This window comes from Nocardioides caldifontis (assembly GCF_008087345.1).
GTDB classification, from domain to species: Bacteria; Actinomycetota; Actinomycetes; order Propionibacteriales; family Nocardioidaceae; genus Marmoricola_A; species Marmoricola_A caldifontis.
Map to the genome: position 1 here is coordinate 499088 of NZ_VHIB01000008.1, position 18336 is coordinate 517423.

22 protein-coding genes are annotated in these 18336 nt (G+C 71.6%); 2 read left to right on the forward strand and 20 right to left on the reverse strand.

The window, feature by feature from the left end:
- Window positions 1-35: 35 nt before the first annotated feature.
- Entirely contained in the window at window positions 36-584 is a 549-nt protein-coding gene (locus tag FIP57_RS16640; RefSeq protein WP_148574627.1) for a DUF4188 domain-containing protein, read from the reverse strand.
- Window positions 585-657: 73 nt separating this feature from the next.
- Between FIP57_RS16640 and FIP57_RS16645 the strand changes: the two genes are divergently transcribed.
- Window positions 658-1299 carry a MerR family transcriptional regulator gene (locus FIP57_RS16645; protein ID WP_162529838.1) on the forward strand — a complete coding sequence of 214 codons (642 nt, stop codon included), beginning with the start codon at window positions 658-660 and terminating at the stop codon, window positions 1297-1299.
- A 43-nt stretch (window positions 1300-1342) separates the two neighbouring features.
- Here the strand turns inward: FIP57_RS16645 and FIP57_RS16650 are convergent, their stop codons facing one another.
- From FIP57_RS16650 to murA, 3 genes are all read right to left on the reverse strand, one after another.
- The gene (locus FIP57_RS16650) at window positions 1343-3358 is read right to left on the reverse strand and encodes a protein meaA (RefSeq protein ID WP_148574629.1); all 2016 of its coding nucleotides are present in this window, start codon (window positions 3356-3358) and stop codon (window positions 1343-1345) included.
- Between the two features lie 72 nt (window positions 3359-3430).
- Complete coding sequence (locus FIP57_RS16655; RefSeq protein ID WP_238993528.1) at window positions 3431-3733, reverse strand: STAS domain-containing protein; 303 nt, start codon at window positions 3731-3733, stop codon at window positions 3431-3433.
- Window positions 3734-3883: 150 nt separating this feature from the next.
- Window positions 3884-5170: a UDP-N-acetylglucosamine 1-carboxyvinyltransferase gene (gene murA, locus FIP57_RS16660; RefSeq protein WP_148574631.1), complete on the reverse strand. Its 1287-nt coding sequence runs from the start codon at window positions 5168-5170 to the stop codon at window positions 3884-3886.
- Window positions 5171-5205: 35 nt separating this feature from the next.
- Between murA and FIP57_RS16665 the strand changes: the two genes are divergently transcribed.
- Window positions 5206-5778, forward strand: a complete 573-nt coding sequence (locus FIP57_RS16665) for a cob(I)yrinic acid a,c-diamide adenosyltransferase (RefSeq protein WP_148574632.1) — start codon at window positions 5206-5208, stop codon at window positions 5776-5778.
- A gap of 15 nt (window positions 5779-5793) precedes the next feature.
- Here FIP57_RS16665 and FIP57_RS16670 read toward each other — a convergent pair whose 3' ends face one another.
- The 16 genes from FIP57_RS16670 to prfA all read right to left on the reverse strand — a co-directional run bounded on the left by FIP57_RS16670 (window position 5794) and on the right by prfA (window position 18335).
- Window positions 5794-6186 carry a response regulator gene (locus tag FIP57_RS16670; RefSeq protein WP_162529839.1) on the reverse strand — a complete coding sequence of 131 codons (393 nt, stop codon included), beginning with the start codon at window positions 6184-6186 and terminating at the stop codon, window positions 5794-5796.
- Between the two features lie 10 nt (window positions 6187-6196).
- Window positions 6197-6661: a DUF2550 domain-containing protein gene (locus FIP57_RS16675; RefSeq protein ID WP_148574634.1), complete on the reverse strand. Its 465-nt coding sequence runs from the start codon at window positions 6659-6661 to the stop codon at window positions 6197-6199.
- A gap of 59 nt (window positions 6662-6720) precedes the next feature.
- Window positions 6721-7122, reverse strand: coding sequence for a F0F1 ATP synthase subunit epsilon (locus tag FIP57_RS16680; protein WP_148574635.1), 402 nt, complete (start codon window positions 7120-7122; stop codon window positions 6721-6723).
- A gap of 3 nt (window positions 7123-7125) precedes the next feature.
- On the reverse strand, window positions 7126-8586 hold the full coding sequence (gene atpD, locus FIP57_RS16685; protein WP_148574636.1) for a F0F1 ATP synthase subunit beta: 1461 nt from the start codon (window positions 8584-8586) through the stop codon (window positions 7126-7128).
- Between the two features lie 19 nt (window positions 8587-8605).
- Window positions 8606-9511 (reverse strand): F0F1 ATP synthase subunit gamma, encoded by a 906-nt coding sequence (locus FIP57_RS16690; protein ID WP_148574637.1) that lies wholly within the window; start codon window positions 9509-9511, stop codon window positions 8606-8608.
- Between the two features lie 3 nt (window positions 9512-9514).
- A complete protein-coding gene (atpA, locus tag FIP57_RS16695; RefSeq protein ID WP_148574638.1) occupies window positions 9515-11155 on the reverse strand; it encodes a F0F1 ATP synthase subunit alpha in 1641 nt (546 codons plus the stop codon).
- 76 nt (window positions 11156-11231) lie between these two features.
- Window positions 11232-12104 carry a F0F1 ATP synthase subunit delta gene (locus FIP57_RS16700; protein ID WP_148574639.1) on the reverse strand — a complete coding sequence of 291 codons (873 nt, stop codon included), beginning with the start codon at window positions 12102-12104 and terminating at the stop codon, window positions 11232-11234.
- Window positions 12104-12661, reverse strand: coding sequence for a F0F1 ATP synthase subunit B (locus tag FIP57_RS16705; protein ID WP_148574640.1), 558 nt, complete (start codon window positions 12659-12661; stop codon window positions 12104-12106). The genes FIP57_RS16700 and FIP57_RS16705 overlap by 1 nt, the downstream gene beginning before the upstream one ends.
- Window positions 12662-12687: 26 nt before the next feature.
- Entirely contained in the window at window positions 12688-12891 is a 204-nt protein-coding gene (gene atpE / locus FIP57_RS16710) for an ATP synthase F0 subunit C (protein WP_269800883.1), read from the reverse strand.
- A gap of 53 nt (window positions 12892-12944) precedes the next feature.
- Window positions 12945-13727: a F0F1 ATP synthase subunit A gene (gene atpB / locus FIP57_RS16715; protein WP_238993529.1), complete on the reverse strand. Its 783-nt coding sequence runs from the start codon at window positions 13725-13727 to the stop codon at window positions 12945-12947.
- 13 nt (window positions 13728-13740) lie between these two features.
- Entirely contained in the window at window positions 13741-14013 is a 273-nt protein-coding gene (locus FIP57_RS16720) for an AtpZ/AtpI family protein (protein WP_148574643.1), read from the reverse strand.
- Window positions 14014-14049: 36 nt separating this feature from the next.
- A complete protein-coding gene (locus FIP57_RS16725; RefSeq protein ID WP_148574644.1) occupies window positions 14050-14472 on the reverse strand; it encodes a hypothetical protein in 423 nt (140 codons plus the stop codon).
- 83 nt (window positions 14473-14555) lie between these two features.
- Window positions 14556-15710, reverse strand: coding sequence for a glycosyltransferase family 4 protein (locus FIP57_RS16730; protein WP_148574645.1), 1155 nt, complete (start codon window positions 15708-15710; stop codon window positions 14556-14558).
- A gap of 8 nt (window positions 15711-15718) precedes the next feature.
- A complete protein-coding gene (locus FIP57_RS16735) occupies window positions 15719-16387 on the reverse strand; it encodes an L-threonylcarbamoyladenylate synthase (protein ID WP_148574646.1) in 669 nt (222 codons plus the stop codon).
- Between the two features lie 5 nt (window positions 16388-16392).
- Complete coding sequence (gene prmC / locus FIP57_RS16740; protein ID WP_148574647.1) at window positions 16393-17265, reverse strand: peptide chain release factor N(5)-glutamine methyltransferase; 873 nt, start codon at window positions 17263-17265, stop codon at window positions 16393-16395.
- Window positions 17262-18335 (reverse strand): peptide chain release factor 1, encoded by a 1074-nt coding sequence (gene prfA / locus FIP57_RS16745; RefSeq protein ID WP_148574648.1) that lies wholly within the window; start codon window positions 18333-18335, stop codon window positions 17262-17264. The genes prmC and prfA overlap by 4 nt, the downstream gene beginning before the upstream one ends.
- Window position 18336 lies beyond the last annotated feature (1 nt).

Consider the following 18336-nt stretch of genomic DNA (forward strand, 5'->3'; position numbering starts at 1 on the left):
AGAGTCTGCCCCAGCCGTGCGAGCCGCGCGCCGGTTCACCCCACGTCGGCGACCTCGCCACCCACTCGCTTCTCGGCCCGCCTCGACCTGCGGGCCGGTCGGGGCACAGCCCCGTGGGCTGCGCCGAGCCCCAGCGCCGGCAGGTTGGCGTAGAGGGTCTCGACCCCCTCGCGCGGCACGACGTAGGTCTCGTGGAAGATCCCGACGTCGCCGGTGGCGGCCGGTCCCCGGTTGAACGCGGCCCAGGCCGGGGCGTGCGCACGTTCGGCGTTGCGGGCGTACCGGCCGAGCTTCTCCACGCTCTCCCAGTACTGCACCACCATGAACGTGCGGCCCGACCACAACGTCCGGGCGTGCAGCAGCCCGTCCTCGGGGTGCTTGGCCAGCTCGGCGAGCATCCGAGGCATCCCGACGAAGGCGCCCCACCACGAGCGGACCTTGCGGAGCCGGTTGATCCGCATCCCGATGAGGAAGACCACGACCTCCTCCCCCGGGACCTCCGCGACCTGCTGTGCGGGAAGCACGCCCCGCGGGGCGCGGTCAGCCACTCCGGCGTACGGACGGGGCAGGTGGCCGACACTCATGGCGACTCCTTGGATAGCGCGACTCTCTTATCAAGAGAGTGGCACTATCTTGAGAGACCGTCAAGGAGGTTCGATGAGGCTCTCGGAGCTGGAGCAGACCAGCGGCGTCCCGGCGGCGACGATCAAGTACTACCTGCGCGAGGGGCTGCTCCACCCCGGACGGGCGGTGAGCGCGAGGCTCGCGGAGTACGACGAGTCGCACGTCCGCCGGCTCCGGCTGCTGCGCGTCCTCCGCGAGGTCGGCGACGTCCCGGTCAGCCGGCTGCAGCTCCTGGTCCGGGCGGTGGAGGACGAACGGCCGGTGCAGGCGCTGCTCGGTGTCACCGCCGACGCCCTCGCCCCCGCTCCCCCGCCGGACGACGGCGACCGCGGGCCGAGCCGGGAGCTCGCCGTCCGCGTGCTCGCCGGCCTGGGCTGGGTGCTCCGCCCCGACACCCCCGACCTCGAGAACCTCGCAGCCACCCTCGAGAGCTACGAGCGGCTCAACGGCCGGCCGCTCGCGCCCGAGGTCATCACCGAGTACGGCGAGGTGGCCGACCGGCTCGCCCGGCACGAGATCGCCGCACTGGACCCGACGGCCGGCCGTGCCGAGCTGCTCACGCAGATGGTGGTCGGCCAGGTGCTCTTCGGCCACCTGCTGACCGTCCTGCGCCGGCTCGCCGAGGAGCACCACAGCGGCGAGCGGTTCGGCCGCCCCGAGGAGCAGACCCCCTAGCCGCGCGCCACGAGGGGCGGCTCAACACACCACGAAGGGCGGTTCAGTCCAGGCCGTTGGCCCTGCGGATCTCCCGGACGATGCCCGCCATGATCTCGGTCAGCCCGAAGTCCTTCGGGGTGAAGACCGCCGCGACGCCGAGCTCCTTGAGCTTCGCGGCGTCGGAGCCCGGGATGATCCCGCCGACCACGACGGGCACGTCGCCCATTCCCTCGCCCCGCAGTCCGTCGAGCACCGACGGGACGAGCTCCATGTGCGAGCCCGACAGGATCGAGAGCCCCACGCAGTGGACGTCCTCGGCCACCGCGGCCGCGACGATCTGCTCGGGGGTGAGCCGGATCCCCTGGTAGACGACCTCGAACCCGGCGTCCCGCGCCCGCACGGCGACCTGCTCGGCGCCGTTGGAGTGGCCGTCGAGCCCGGGCTTGCCGACGAGCAGCCGCAGCCGGCCGCCGAGCTCCTCGCCCGTGCGGCGGACCTCGTCACGCACCCGGGCGAGCTCGCTGCCGGCCTCGGCGACACCGACCGCGCCGGAGACGCCGGTGGGGGCGCGGTACTCGCCGAACACCTCGCGCAGCTTGCCGGCCCACTCGCCGGTGGTCACCCCGGCGCGGGCGGCCACCAGCGTGGCCTCCATGAGGTTCGCGCCGGACTTGGCGTCGTCGGCCAGCCGCTGCAGCGCGGCGTCGACCTCCCCGGGGTCGCGCTGCGCCTTCCACTCCTCCAGGCCGCGCAGCGCCGCGCGCTCGGCCTCGGGGTCGGCCACCTGGATGGCGGCGTCGAGGTCGGCGGTCAGCGGCGAGGGCTCGGTGGACTCGAACTTGTTGACGCCGACGACGATCTCCTCACCGGCCTCGATCCGGCCCCGGCGGGCTGCGTGCGAGGAGACCAGCGCCTGCTTCATGTAGCCGGACTCGACCGCGGCGATCGCCCCGCCCATCGCCTGCACCCGGTCCATCTCCTCCCGGGCACCAGCCACGAGCTCCTCGACCTTCGCCTGGACGACGTGCGAGCCGTCGAAGATGTCGCCGTACTCGAGCAGGTCGGACTCGAAGGCGAGCACCTGCTGCAGCCGCAGCGACCACTGCTGGTCCCACGGCCGCGGCAGCCCGAGCGCCTCGTTCCAGGCGGGCAGCTGCACGGCGCGGGCGCGGGCGTTCTTCGACAGCGTCACGCCGAGCATCTCGAGCACGATCCGCTGCACGTTGTTCTCCGGCTGCGCCTCGGTCAGCCCGAGCGAGTTGACCTGCACGCCGTAGCGGAACCGCCGCATCTTCTCGTCGGTGACGCCGTAGCGCTCGCGGGTGATCTCGTCCCACAGCTGCACGAAGGCGCGCATCTTGCACATCTCCTCGACGAACCGCACGCCCGCGTTGACGAAGAACGAGATGCGGCCGACGACCTTCCCCATGTCGGCGGGGTCCACCTGGCCGGAGTCACGCACCGCGTCGAGGACCGCGACCGCGGTGCTCAGCGCGTAGGCCAGCTCCTGCACCGGCGTCGCGCCGGCCTCCTGCAGGTGGTAGCTGCAGATGTTGATCGGGTTCCACTTCGGGATGTGGTTGACCGTGTAGGCGATCGTGTCGGTGGTCAGCCGGAGCGAGTGCTCGGGCGGGAAGACGTAGGTCCCGCGGGAGAGGTACTCCTTGATGATGTCGTTCTGCGTGGTGCCCGCCAGCGCGTTGTGGACCCGCTCCTTGTCCTCGTCGCTGGTCGCTCCCGCCTGCTCCTCGGCGACGACCTGGTAGAGCGCCAGCAGCCACATGGCGGTGGCGTTGATCGTCATCGAGGTGTTCATCTCGGTGAGCGGGATGCCCTCGAAGAGCCGGCGCATCTCCCCGAGGTGCGGGATCGGGACGCCGACCTTGCCGACCTCGCCGCGCGACAGCGGCGAGTCCGGGTCGTAGCCGGTCTGCGTGGGGAGGTCGAAGGCGACCGAGAGCCCGGTCTGCCCCTTCTCGAGGTTCCGCCGGTAGAGCGCGTTCGACTCCGACGCCGAGCTGTGGCCGGCATAGGTACGCATCACCCAGGGGCGGTCCTTGGCGGGAGTCTCGCTCATAGCCGGAACCATAGAACGGCCCCGAACCCCCCAGTAACGACTTGTTACCTGTTCAACACGCGCGGGGTGGCGTCAGCCACGCTCCCAGGCGAAGAGCCGGCGCCAGCCGGTGAAGGCGAACAGCCGGCGGAGCGAGGGAGACCCGCCGCGCAGGACGACGCGGCGACCTTCGCGGTCGAGCCGGAGGGCGCAAGCGGCGAGCACCTTGAGGGCGGTGGCGTCGATGGACTCCACTCCGGAGAGGTCGACGACGAGGTCGCGGTCCGGGTGCTGGGCCACGTGGTCGTAGAGGGCCTCGCGCACCTCGGCCGAGCAGCGGCCGTCCAGGTTGCCGGCGAGGCGCACGGCCGTTGTCTCCATCGTGTCGACGTCCACGGACATCTCCCTCCGGGTCCCCCGTCAGGTGGGGCTCCACCTACTATGACGCAGCACACAGGGGGAAGGTTGCGTGTTCGCAGGACTTTCATGAGCAAGTCGGCCGTTCGGGACTTTGGTCCCGACTCGCGGGAGCCTCAGCCCGGCGTGTCAGCGCTCGAGGTCGGGGAGCTGAACCCGCTCGACGTCCACACCGAGCGACCGCAGCGACTCGACGAAGCCGGGGTACCCCCGGTCGACGTGGTAGGAGTCGGCCACCGTCGTCCGCCCCTCCGCCGCCAGCCCGGCGAGCACCAGCGCGGCCCCGGCGCGGATGTCGTGGGCGACCACGTCGGCCCCTGAGAGCACCGGCTTGCCCCGCACCACCGCGTGGTGGCCGTCGATGCGGACCTCCGCGCCGAGCCGGGCGAGCTCCTGGACGAACATGAACCGCGCCTCGAAGACGTTCTCGGTGATCATCGCGGTCCCCTCGCTCACCGCGGCGAGTGTCAGCGCGAACGGCTGGAGGTCGGTCGGGAAGCCCGGGTAGGGCAGGGTCACCACGTCGAACGCCTCGAGCCGGCCGTCCGCGGCGACGGTGAACCCCGCGTCGTCGGTGGAGACGCGCGCCCCGGCGGCGGCCAGCTTGTCGAGCACGATCTCGAGGTGGTGCGCCCGGCCCCGGTCGACGCGCAGCTCGCCGCCCGCGATCGCCGCTGCGAAGGCCCAGGTCCCGGCCACGATCCGGTCGGTCACGGTCTCGTGGGTCACCGGCTCCAGCCGGTCGACGCCCTCGACCACGAGCGTCCCGGTGCCGACCCCGTCGACCCGGGCGCCCATCCGCTGCAGCATCCGGCAGAGGTCGGCGATCTCCGGCTCCCGCGCGGCGTTGTCGATGACCGTGGTGCCCTCGGCCAGGGTGGCGGCCATCAGCAGGTTCTCGGTGGCCCCCACGCTCGGGAAGTCCAGCCAGACGGTCGCGCCGCGGAGCCGGGCGACCTCGGCGACGACGTACCCGTGCTCGATCGCGACCGACGCACCGAGTGCCTCCAGCCCGCGCAGGTGCATGTCGAGGCCGCGCGAGCCGATGTTGTCGCCGCCGGGCAGCGCGACGCGCGCCCGGCCGCACCGTGCGACGAGCGGGCCGAGCACGCTGATGCTCGCCCGCAGCCGCCGCACCAGGTGGTACGGCGCGTGGTGCCCGAGCTCCTCCGGCGCGCGGACCGTCGCCCGCTCCGCGTCGTGGTCGAGCTCGACCTCGCACCCCAGCTCGCCGAGGAGCCGCCCCATCACGTCGACGTCGAGGATGTCCGGCAGGTTGGTGATCGTGGTCGTGCCCGGAGCGAGCAGCGAGGCCGCCATCAGCTTCAGGGCGCTGTTCTTCGCCCCTCCCACGGTCACGGAGCCGTGCAGCGGCTGACGACCGTCGGGGGGCGAAGTGAGCCGGAACGCCTCCATGCGTCGGTCCTATCACGGGGCTCTACGCTGACCCGATGGTCAACCTCACCCGGATCTACACCCGCACCGGCGACGCCGGCACCACCCGTCTCGGCGACAACAGCGAGACCACCAAGACCGACCTCCGGCTCGCCGCCTACGCCGACGTGGACGAGCTGAACAGCCAGCTCGGCTACGCCCTCGCGGTGGGCGGGCTCGACGACGAGGTCACCGCGGTGCTGCTGACGGTGCAGAACGACCTGTTCGACGTCGGGGCGGACTTCTGCACGCCGGTGGTGGAGAACCCGGAGTACCCCCCGCTGCGCGTGGAGCCGGAGTACGTCGCACGGCTCGAGCAGTGGTGCGACCGGTTCAACGAGCCGCTGCAGCCGCTGCGCTCGTTCATCCTCCCGGGTGGCACGGTCGGGGCCGCGGCTCTCCACGTCTGCCGGACGGTCGCGCGCCGTGCGGAACGGGCGGCGTGGGCGGCGTACGCCGAGCACGGGGAGACGATGAACGCGGAGGCGATCAAGTACCTCAACCGGCTCAGCGACCTGCTCTTCATCCTCGCCCGCCACGCGAACCTGGCGCAGGGCGACGTGCTGTGGAAGCCGGGCGGCGAGCGCTGACCGCGCCCGCCGGGCTCAGGAAGGGGTGTCGAGGGCGGAGCTGACCGCCTCGACGAGCTCGCGCAGCGGAGCGCCCTTCACGACCATCCCGACCGCTCCCGCCGTCCGGGCCTCCGCGGCCAGCTCCGGCGAGGCCGACCCCGAGTGCACCAGCACCCGGAGCCCGGGCGCCTGCTCGTGGAGGCGGCGCAACGACTCCACGCCGTCGAACCGGGGCATCAGCAGGTCGAGCACGACCAGGTCGGGCCGGAGCTCGTCGACCAGCCGGCGCGTCTGGTCACCGTCGGCCGCCTCCCCCACGACCTCGCCGAGCCCGGCGCTCTCGATCGCGAGGCGCACGAGCAGCCGGATCTCCTCGGAGTCGTCCGACACGAGGATGCGGCGACCGTCGTTCCCGGGTGCGTCCACTGGCCTCCCCTCACACAGCGGGTGGTCGGCGCCCCGGCGGCGCCGCCTCGAGCCAGGCCAGCAGCCCGGTCAGCGCCCCCGGTGTCATCGCAAGCTCGAGCCGGCCGTCACGGGTCGTGAACTCCGCGACCACGTGGCCGGCGTACAGCGAGTGTGCCTCCTCCGGCGCCGGACTGCGCTGACCGACGTAGGAGAGGTCGGCGCGGCCGAGCACGACGCTCGGCCGCGGAGCGACGGAGAAGATCCGGAAGAACTCGAGCCGGTCGGCGGAGTACCGCCCCATGCCCAGCACCCAGCCCCGGCCGCTGGGCGGCTGCGCAGCCCCGGCCGGCCCCGCGGCTGGCCGGTAGCTCAGCTCGAAGGTGCCGCCGTTGCGGCCGACCAGCCGCCGTCGGACGACCAGCACGACGCCGTAGAGCAGCAGCAGGAGGAGGACGGCGCCGACACCGTCGACGACCCACTGCCACAGCGGCAAGGCCGCTCCTCCCTCACCGCCACGTAGGGCCGCACCGGTGGGTCATCCCACCGGCGCGGTCACGACCTGCTCTCCGCCGCCCTGATCCGTGCCTCGGCCCAGGCGCGGGCCGCGGCCTCCGCCGCCTCGTCGCCGTCCTCGCCCGCGGCCTGGGCGCGCTCGAGGTCGTGCCGGGCCCGCTCGAGGTCGATCTCGTGCGACATCTCGGCGTGCTCGGACAGGATCGAGATCCGGTTGCCCGCCACCGAGAGGAACCCGGCGTCGACCGCGGCCACCCAGGTCTCGTCGTCCGCGGTGCGGACGTCGACGATCCCGTCGACCATCACCGAGAGCACCGGCGCGTGGTTCGGCAGGATCCCGACGTCACCCTCGGTGGTACGGGCGATGACCATCGTCGCCTCGCCCGACCACACGAGCCGGTCAGCGGCGACCAGCTCCACCTGCATCGTCGAGTCAGCCATGGCTCAGAGGTTCTTCTGGATGTCGGCCCACTTGCGCTCGACGTCCTCGAGACCGCCGCACATGAAGAAGGCCTGCTCCGCGACGTGGTCGTACTCGCCGTCGGAGATCTTGTTGAACGCCTCGATCGTGTCCTCGACGGAGACCGTCGAGCCCTCGATGCCGGTGAACTGCTTCGCGACGTAGGTGTTCTGCGACAGGAACCGCTGGATGCGGCGCGCGCGGTGGACGATGATCTTGTCCTCCTCGGACAGCTCGTCCACACCGAGGATCGCGATGATGTCCTGGAGCTCCTTGTTGCGCTGCAGGATCTGCTTCACCCGGATCGCGGCGTCGTAGTGCGCCTGGCCGATGTACTGCGGGTCGAGGATCCGCGACGTCGAGGTCAGCGGGTCCACCGCCGGGTAGATGCCCAGCGACGCGATCTCGCGGGACAGCTCGGTGGTCGCGTCGAGGTGGGCGAAGGTGGTCGCCGGTGCCGGGTCGGTGTAGTCGTCGGCGGGGACGTAGATCGCCTGCATCGAGGTGATCGAGTGACCGCGCGTCGAGGTGATCCGCTCCTGCAGCACGCCCATCTCGTCGGCCAGGTTGGGCTGGTAGCCCACCGCCGAAGGCATCCGGCCGAGCAGCGTGGAGACCTCGGAGCCGGCCTGGGTGAACCGGAAGATGTTGTCGATGAAGAGCAGCACGTCCTGGTTCTGCACGTCGCGGAAGTACTCCGCCATCGTCAGCGCGGACAGCGCGACCCGGAGCCGGGTGCCCGGCGGCTCGTCCATCTGGCCGAAGACCAGCGCGGTCTGCCCGATGACGCCGGCCTCGGTCATCTCGGCGATGAGGTCGTTGCCCTCACGGGTGCGCTCGCCGACGCCGGCGAACACCGACACACCACCGTGGTCCTTCGCGACGCGCGCGATCATCTCCTGGATGAGCACGGTCTTGCCGACGCCCGCACCGCCGAACAGGCCGATCTTGCCGCCCTGGACGTAGGGGGTCAGCAGGTCGATGACCTTGATGCCCGTCTGGAACATCTGGGTCTTCGACTCGAGCTGGTCGAAGGCCGGCGCCTTGCGGTGGATGCCCCAGCGCTCGTTGACCTCGAGCCGCTCGCCCTCCTCGAGGTTGAGGCAGTCGCCGGTGGCGTTGAAGACGTGGCCGAGGGTCACGTCGCCGACCGGGACCGAGATCGGGTTGCCGGTGTCGGTCACCTGCGCGCCGCGGACCATGCCGTCGGTCGGCTTCATCGAGATCGCGCGGACCATGCCGTCGCCGATGTGCTGGGCGACCTCGAGGACGATCGTGGTGGTCTCGTCGCCGAGGGTGACGTCGACCGTCAGCGCGTTGTAGATCTCGGGCATCGCGTCCACGGGGAACTCGACGTCCACGACCGGGCCGATCACCCGGGCAATGCGGCCGACGGAGCCCTGGGCGCCGGTCTGAGTGGCGCTCTCGTCAATGGTGGCGGTCATCTCTCTCACATTCCTCGTGTCACTCGTGACCGGCGTTGGCGTCGGCGAGCGCGTTCACGCCGCCCACGATCTCGCTGATCTCTTGGGTGATGCCGGCCTGGCGGGCCTGGTTGGCGATCCGGGTGTACTTCTTGATGAGCTCGGTGGCGTTGTCCGTCGCGGACTTCATCGCCCGCTGGCGGGCGGCGAGCTCGGAGGCCGCGGCCTGGAGCAGCGCGAAGTAGATCCGCGAGGTGACGTACTTCGGCAGCAGCGCGTCGAGCACCTCCGCCGGGCTCGGCTCGAACTCGTAGAGCGGGAGCAGCTCCTCCTCGGAGGGCCGCTCCTCCCCCTCGACGATCTCGAGGGGCAGCAGCCGCACGGCGGTGGGCTCCTGGACGAGCATCGACTTGAACCGGGAGTAGACGACGTGCACCTCGTCGACGCCGGTCTCCTCGGTGAGGAACTGCTCGATGAGGGTGTCGCTCATCTCGCGGGCCACGTCGTACGTCGGCTGGTCGGAGTGGCCCGTCCAGGACTGCACGATCTCGCGCTTGCGGAAGGAGAAGTAGGCGACGCCCTTGCGTCCGGAGATGTAGACCGCCACCTCCTTGCCCTCACCGCGGAGCTTCTCCATGAGCCGCTCCGCCTCCTTGATCACCGAGGAGGAGTACGCACCCGCGAGCCCGCGGTCGCTGGTCACGATGAGGACCGCGGCGCGGTTCGACTCGGTGGTCTCCTCGGTGAGGGGGTGGTCGACGTTGGAGAACGTCGCCACCGCCGACACCGCGCGGGTCAGCTCGCGGGCGTACGGCGCCGCGGCCTGCGCCCGCTGCTGGGCCTTGATGATGCGGGAGGCGGCGATGAGCTCCATGGCCCGGGTGATCTTCTTGGTCGACTCGACCGACCTGATCCGGGCGCGGTACTCACGCAGCGACACGGCCATGGCTCAGCCCCGCTTCTGCTTGACGATCTGCTCCTGCTCGACGTCCTCGTCCTCCAGCGCCTCGTGCTCCTCGTGGCCGGCCTTGATGGAGCCGCCCTCCGAGGTCTCGAACTGGTCGGTGAAGGACTCGAAGGCGCTCTCGAGCGCGGAGGCGGTGTCGTCCTCGAACTTCTGGGTCTCCCGGATGGTCTCCAGGATGTTGGCGTGCGAGCGCCGCAGGTAGTCGAGGAACTCGCGCTCGAAGCGGAGCACGTCGTCGGTCGGCACCCGGTCGAGCTTGCCGGTGGTGCCGGTCCACAGCGAGACCACCATCTCCTCGAGCGGGTACGGCGAGTAGGCCGGCTGCTTGAGCAGCGCCATCAGCCGCTGACCGCGGTCGAGCTGCTGGCGGGAGGCGGCGTCGAGGTCGGAGGCGAACATCGCGAACGCCTCCATGGCGCGGAACTGCGCGAGGTCGACCTTGAGCGAGCCGGTGACGGCCTTCATCGCCTTGGTCATCGCCGAACCACCCACGCGGGACACCGAGATGCCGACGTCGATCGCCGGGCGCTGGTTGGCGTTGAACAGGTCGGACTGCAGGAAGATCTGGCCGTCGGTGATCGAGATGACGTTGGTCGGGATGTACGCCGACACGTCGTTCGCCTTGGTCTCGATCACGGGGAGCCCGGTCATCGAGCCGGCGCCCATCTCGTCGGAGAGCTTCGCGCAGCGCTCGAGGAGCCGGCTGTGCAGGTAGAAGACGTCACCCGGGTAGGCCTCACGACCCGGCGGGCGGCGGAGCAGCAGCGACACCGCACGGTAGGCCTCGGCCTGCTTGGTGAGGTCGTCGAAGATGATCAGGACGTGCTTGCCGGCGTACATCCAGTGCTGGCCGATGGCCGAGCCGGTGTACGGCGCGAGGTACTTGAACCCGGCGCTGTCGGACGCGGGCGACGCCACGATCGTGGTGTACTCCAGCGCGCCGGCCTCCTCGAGGGCGCCACGCACCGAGGCGATCGTGGAGCCCTTCTGGCCGATGGCGACGTAGATGCAGCGGACCTGCTTGTCCGGGTCGCCGGACTCCCAGTTCTGCTTCTGGTTGATGATCGTGTCGATGAGGATCGTGGTCTTGCCGGTCTGGCGGTCGCCGATCACCAGCTGGCGCTGGCCGCGGCCGATCGGCGTCATCGAGTCGATCGCCTTGATGCCGGTCGCGAGGGGCTCGTGGACCGACTTGCGCTGCACCACGCTGGGCGCCTGGAGCTCGAGGGCGCGACGCCCCTCGGCCTCGATCTCGCCGAGCCCGTCGATCGGGTTGCCCAGCGGGTCGACGACGCGGCCGAGGTACTTGTCGCCCACCGGAACCGAGAGGATCTCGCCGGTGCGACGGACCGTCTGGCCCTCCTCGATCCCCTGGAAGTCACCGAGGATGACGACACCGATCTCGCGGGTGTCGAGGTTCAGCGCGAGGCCGAGCGTGCCGTCCTCGAACTCGAGGAGCTCGTTCGCCATCGCCGAGGGCAGCCCCGTGACGCGAGCGATGCCGTCGCCGGCCTCCGCGACGGTGCCGACCTCCTCGCGGCTGGCGGTCTCGGGCTGGTAGTCGGCCACGAAGCGCTGCAGCGCGTCCCGGATCTCGTCCGGACGGATCGAAAGCTCCGTCATCTGTCTTCCCTGCTCTCTTCCTCGGTGTGGAAACTCGTGTGGTGGCCGGCGCGGTGGCGCCCGGCCTGCGGGTGGGTCAGCCGGCGAGCCGTCGACGCGCGTCGTCGAGTCGGCTGGCGACGGTGCCGTCGATGACGTCGTCGCCGACCTCGACGCGGACACCACCGATCACACCCGGGTCGACGACCACGTTCAAGTGCACGGGGCGTCCGTACTGCGTGGTGAGCGCCCGGGCCAGCCGGTCGGCCTCGCCCTGCTCGAGGGGGCGGGCCACGCGCACCAGGGCCACCATCCGCTGCCGCTGGCTCGCGGCGATCTTCTGGTACTCGTCGACCGCGACCGCCACCGTGCGGTGGAAGCCGCTGACCGACTGCTCGGCGAGCTTGAGCGCCGCGGTGGAGACCTTGCCCTCGAGGAGCCCCCGCAGCAGCCCGCGCTTGTCCTCGACCGAGCGGCTCGGATCGGACAGCGCGTCCCGGAGCTCCGGGTTGCCGCTGACCAGCCGGCCGAAGGCGAACAGGTCGTCCTCGAGCCGGTCGCCCTCACCCTCGGCGTCGGCGGCCTTGACCGCCGCAATGACCCCGAGGTGCTCCAGGGCGTAACCCAGGTCGCGGGTGCCGGCCCACCGGCGCCCCGCGGCGGCGGCGAGCACGTCGACCGAGACCTCGGCGAGCTTGCCGTCGAAGATCCGGTGCACCAGCCCGGCCTTGGCGTCGGCGGGGAGCGACAGGTCGGTGAGCGTGCGGCGCAGCCCCGGCTCGTCGGCCAGGATCGACGCGACCAGGAAGAGGTCCTCGGAGACACGGCCGGCGTCGACGCGCACCCCGGGCTCACCACGGACCGCGTCGACGACGCGACCCACGAGCGAGCCGGAGAGGCCGCGCTCGAGGTCACCGACGAGAGCCTCCAACGACTCCGCCGACGCGCCCCTCAGGTCTGCGGACGGCATCAGCGCGCCGCCCCGCTGCCGTTCGGCGAGCTCTCGAGCTCGTCGAGGAACCGCTCCACGACCCGGCGCTGGCGCGCCTCGTCGTCCAGCGACTCACCGACGATGCGGCCGGCGAGGCTGGTCGCGAGCGTGCCGACCTCGGTCCGCAGCGACGCCACGGCCTGCTGCCGCTCGGCCTCGATCTGGGCCTTGCCGTGGTCGACGATGCGGTTCGCCTCGGCCTGCGCCTGCTCCCGCATCTCCGCGATGATCGCGGCCCCCTGCTCGCGGGCCTCCTCGCGGATCCGGGCCGCCTCGTGCCGCGCCTCGCTGAGCTGACGGTCCAGCTCGGCCAGCTTGGCGTCGGCCTCGGCCTGCTTCGTCTCGGCGGCCTTGAGCCCGCCCTCGATCGCAGTGGTCCGCTCGGCGAAGGTCTTCTCGAAGTTCGGGACCACGAACTTCTTCAGGGCCAGGAAGAGCAGGGCGAAGACGACGAGCGCCAGCACCACCTCGATCCACTCGGGGATCAGGGGGTTGTGCTCTTCCGCGCCTTCCTCGGCCAGGAAGATGAGGTTCATCTCGGGTCCTTCGTCAGGCGGTCAGGTCAGAGGACGAACGCGAGGGCGATACCGATGATCGCGAGGGCCTCGGCGAGCGCGAAGCCCAGGATGGCGATCGACTGCAGGCGACCCTGCGCCTCGGGCTGACGCGCCACACCGCTGATGTAGGCGGCGAAGATCAGGCCGATGCCGACGCCCGGGCCGATCGCGGCGAGGCCGTAGCCGATCATGTTCAGGTTGCCATCCACGGCAATTTCCTTTCGGTTGGTGGTGCTGGTTGGTCGGGTGGGTGGTCAGGGGGTCAGTGCTCGTCCGCGAGCGCGCCGGAGATGTACATCGCGTTGAGCAGGACGAAGACGTAGGCCTGCAGGAACTGCACCAGCAGCTCCAGGAAGCTCACCAGGATGGCCAGCACCCAGGCGACCGGGCCGGCGACGGCGCCGATCACGCCCTCGTTCTGGAGCAGGTAGAGGCCGCCGGTGGAGAACAGCACGAGCAGGATGTGGCCGGCGAACAGGTTCGCGAAGAGTCGGAGCGCCAGCGTGACCGGCCGCACGATGATGTTGGAGAGGAACTCCAGCGGGATCAGCAGCGGGTAGAGCACCGGGCTCACGCCGTGGGGCACCGACTGGTGCTTGAGGTAGCCGACGAAGCCGTGCTTCCGGATGCCGACCGCGTTGTAGATGATCCAGCTCAGCGCTGCGAGCCCGTAGACCATCCCCGCCCGGCTGAACGTCGGGAAGTTGATCATCGGGATGCTGCCGAAGAAGTTGTTCAGCAGGATGAAGAAGAACAGCGCGAACAGGTAGGGCACGAACCGCATGAAGTCGCGGCTGCCGATCAGGTCGCGGGCCAGCCCGTTGCGGACGAAGCCGTAGGCGGCCTCCCCGGCGTACTGGAGCTTGCCGGGCACCATCGCGCGCTTGGCGGAGGCGGCGTAGAAGAAGGCGAAGACCAGGGCCGCGGCGAGGAACAGCTGCAGCATCGGCTTGGTCACGCCGACGGAGCCGATCTCGAAGACCGGCGGCAGCTCGAAGGTGGCCGGTCCCGGAGCGTGGAAGCTCTCACTGGAGGCGAAGGTCACCAGGTCTCCTCTGTCATTCCTGCTCGGGCTCGTGGGGCGTGGTGTCGTGCTGCGGTCCGGTTCCCGGCACGCCCCTGTTGAAGCGGGCGAAGGTCATGTAGATCCCGATGCCGGCTCCGAGGAGGATGCCGATCGCCACCAGGAACGAGGTTCCGAGCCACCGATCCGCGAGCCAGCCCAGCACGCCGTAGACGGCGACCCCGGAGACGACGTACCCGAACGCATGCCAGGGATCGCCCGAAGGCGAGTCGTCCGGGGAAGCAGGAGGCGTGCTCTGCTGACCCATCGCGCACCGGACAATAGCAGCCGGGACGGACACCTCTCACCGCGCGCCTCCCCTCGTCGCACCGGCGACCAGGGCGCCGGTCCAGGCCAGCGCGCCGACCAGCACGGTGCCCCCGAGCCACTGCCCGTCGACGGCGTCGCGGACGGCCGGCGAACCGGTGACCGCGGTGAGCAGCAGGGCCAGCAGGACGACCTGGAGGGTGTAGGTCAGGACCGCCACCATCAGCGAGGCCCGCGGGGCGTGCGCGGCGACGAAACCCGTGGTCAGCGTGCCGAAGAGGAAGAACGCCCCGACCACTCCGGCGCCGACGAGCGCGCCGACGACCTGCCGCTCGCCCTGTCCGGTGAGCGCCGCGAGGGCCACGCCTCCTCCCCCGACGAGGAGCGTCAGGAGGAGGGCCGACCGCTGCCCCGGGACCGATGGCAACACCATCGGGAGCGGGTCCTCGGTCGTCGTCATTGGCGGCCGTTCCTAGCGCTTGGAGCTGGTCGGGAGGTGCTTGTGAAAATTAGCACAAAGTCCTGGCGAGGCTGAAATCGGGGTCATCCAGCGGGGTGCCGGTAGTCCTCGCCGTGGGTCCACCCGGGGCGGTCGACGCGGGGCACGACGAAGGTCAGAAGCACGGTGACCGCCAGCCACGACGCGATCCCGGCGAGCACGAGCCGGCTCTGGGAGAGGCTCAGCGCCACGCCCCCGAGCGCGATCAGCGCGGCCCACAGCCACATCACGACGACGGCCCTGCGGTGGGTGTGGCCGTACTCCAGCAGCCGGTGGTGCAGGTGCCGCTTGTCCGGCGCGAAGGGCGACTGCCCGCGCAACGTACGGCGGACCACCGCGAGCACCAGGTCGGCGAACGGGACCACCAGGATCGAGATCGGCAGCAGGATCGGCAGCAGCACCGGGAGCAGGCTGGTGGTGTCGGTGGCGCCGCTCTCGGAGAAGTCCACCGCCGGGAACCGGCCGGTGAGGGTGAGCGCGGAGGCCGCGAGGACGAGCCCGATCAGCATCGAGCCGCTGTCGCCCATGAACATCTCGGCGGGGTGGAAGTTGTGGGAGATGAACCCGACGCAGCTCCCCGCGAGCGCGGCGCAGAGGAGCGCCGCGGTCACCGCGAGGCTCTCGCCGTTCACCGACGCCAGCCGGTAGGAGAAGAGGAAGAACCCGACCGCGCCCAACCCGATCACCCCGGCCGCGAGCCCGTCCAGCCCGTCGACGAAGTTGACGGCGTTGATGGTGGCGACGACCAGGAAGACGGTGGCGAGCACGGCCTGCGCGGCGTCGAGGGTGAGCTGGCCGTTGCCGGGGACCCACACGTAGTAGAACTGCACCTCGTTGAGCACCAGGAACCCCGCGGCGAGGACCTGCCCGCCGAGCTTGGTCAGCGCGTCGAGCTCGAAGAGGTCGTCGAGGACCCCGAGCAGGCAGACCATCCCCCCGGCCGCGAGCACCGCCCACGCGTCGTCGAAGAGCTGCGCGCCCGCGCTGCGGAGGAACGGGAGGTGCTGGGCGACGATCACCGCGGCCACCAGCCCGCCGTACATCGCGATGCCGCCGAAGTACGGGATCGGGATCTCGTGGACGTCGCGGTCGCGGACCCGCGCCACCGCGCCGAAGCGCAGGGCGGTCTCGCGGGCCAGCACCGCCAGGAGGTAGGTGACCGAGACCGCGACGAGGAAGACCGCGAGGTACTCGCGCATCCGACCGCCTAGTCGCCCTCGTCGTCACCGGCCACCTGCACGCCGGTCTGGGAGAGGACCTCGTCGAGCCGCGCCACGTCCAGCAGCCCCTCGCGCAGGATCCGCGGCCGCGGCCCCGTGCAGTCGACGATCGTCGAGGGCACCGGCCCGGGCGTCGGTCCCCCGTCGAGCAGCACCCGCACCAGCTCGCCCAGCATCGCCTCGGCGTCGTCGGCGTTGGTCGCCGCCGGCAGCCCCGTGCGGTTCGCACTGCTCACCGCGAGGGGGCCGGTGCGGGAGAGCAGCTCGAGCGCGGCCTCGTGGTCGGGCATCCGCACCGCGACCGTGCCGCGGGTCTCGCCGAGGTCCCACTGGAGGCTGGCCTGCTGCCGGACGACGAGCGTCAGCGGCCCCGGCCAGAGCGTGTCCACGAGGACGCGCGCCCAGTCGGGCACGCCGACCGCGAGGGCGTCCAGCGTGGTCCGCGCCGACACCAGCACCGGCGGCGGCATGTGCCTCCCCCGCCCCTTCGCGTCGAGCAGCCGCTTGACCGCCTCGGGGCTGAACGCGTCGGCGCCCACGCCGTAGACGGTGTCGGTGGGCAGGACCACGAGCCGCCCGCGCTGCACGGCCCGGCCGGCCGCCGCGATGCCTTCCTCGCGCTGCTCGGGGTCGGAGAGGTCGTAGCGCGTGGCCATGGGCGTCATCGTGCCAGTCGCGCCGTCACGAACCGAGGCCGACCTGCGAGGTCGGCGTGGTCGCGCACCTCGGCCCACCGGCCGGTGGCGGCGAAGACCGCGGGGGCCGCCTCGCCCTGCACGTCGGCGTGCTCGGCGCCCACGACGCCGCCGCCGTGGAGGAGCCGCGCGGCCACCCGCTCCACCACCCGCATCGCGTCGAGCCCGTCGCCGCCGCTCCACAGTGCGGCCGAGGGGTCGTGGTCACGGACCTCGGGCGGCACCGACTCGTAGGCCTCCAGCGGGATGTACGGCGGGTTGGCGACCACCACGTCGACCGAGCCGTCGAGCTCGGGGAACGCGTCGGCCATGTCGCCCTGCCGCAGCCGCACCCCGGTGCCGGCCAGGTTCCGCTCCGCCCACGCGGCGGCGCCCTCGTCGAGCTCGACGGCGTGCACCTCCGCGGTCGGCACCTCGGTGGCCACCGAGAGCGCGATCGCCCCGGACCCGGTGCACAGGTCGACGACGACCGGCACGCGGCCCGCGTCGACGACCTCCCGGGCCCTGTCGACGGCCCACCCGGCGAGCACCTCGGTCTCGGGCCGAGGGACGAAGACGCCGGGGCCGACGACGAGCTCGCGGTAGCGGAACCCGACGCGTCCGGTCAGGTGCTGCAGCGGCTCGCGGCGGGCGCGCCGCTCGACGAGGGCCTCGAACCGGCTCGCCTCCTCGGTGTCCACCGCGTCGCGGAGCGGCAGGGCCGCGCGAGAGGTGCCGAGGACGTGGGCGAGCAGCTCGGCCGCGTCGTGGTCGGCAGAGGCCACCCCCGCCTCCGCGAGGCGGCGCGCGGCCGCCGCGACCAGCGCCCTCGGCGTCGGCGGACCCGCCGGGCCGGTCACCGGCTGATCGCCTCGAGCCGAGCGGCCAGGTCAGCCTCGACGCACGAGCCGATCACCGGGGCCAGCTCGCCGCCGAGCACCTGGTCGAGGTTGTAGGCCTTGAACCCGGTCCGGTGGTCGGAGATCCGGTTCTCCGGGAAGTTGTAGGTGCGGATCCGCTCGGAGCGGTCCACGGTGCGCACCTGGGAGCGACGGGCGTCGGACGCCTCCGCGTTCGCGGCCTCCTCGGCGGCCTGGAGCAGCCGCGAGCGCAGGATCCGGAGCGCCTGCTCCTTGTTCTGCAGCTGCGACTTCTCGTTCTGGCAGCTCACCACCAGTCCGGTCGGGAGGTGGGTGATCCGGACGGCGGAGTCGGTGGTGTTCACGCTCTGCCCGCCGGGGCCGGAGGAGCGGAACACGTCGATCCGCAGGTCCTTGTCCTCGATCGTGACGTCGACCGGCTCTGCCTCCGGCATCACCAGCACGCCGGCGGCGGAGGTGTGGACCCGTCCCTGCGACTCGGTCACCGGCACGCGTTGGACGCGGTGCACCCCGCCCTCGAATTTCAGCAGGGCGTACGGCGCCTCCCCCGGCTCGGGGTTGCCACGTGCCTTGACCGCCACCGTCACGGACTTGTAGCCGCCGAGGTCCGAGGGGGTGGCGTCGAGCACCTCGGTACGCCAGCCGCGCTGCTCGGCGAAGCGGGTGTACATCCGGTAGAGGTCGCCGGCGAACAGCGCCGACTCCTCGCCACCCTCGCCCGACTTGATCTCGAGGATCGCGTCCTTGCCGTCGGACGGGTCGCGGGGCACCAGGAGCCGCTGCAGCCGCTCGGCCGCCGCATCGCGGCGCTGCTCGAGCTCCGCGGCCTCCTCGGCGAACGCCGGGTCCTCCGCGGCGAGCTCCCGGGCGGCTCCGAGGTCGTCGCCGAGCTGCTGCCACTCCCGGTAGGTGCGGACGACGGCACCGAGCTCGGCGTACCTCTGCCCGAGCCGGCGGGCGGCGGCCTGGTCGGCGTGCACCGCCGGGTCGGCCATCCTCCGCTCGAGGTCGGCGTGCTCGTCGAGCAGCCCCTGGACCGCCTCGAACACC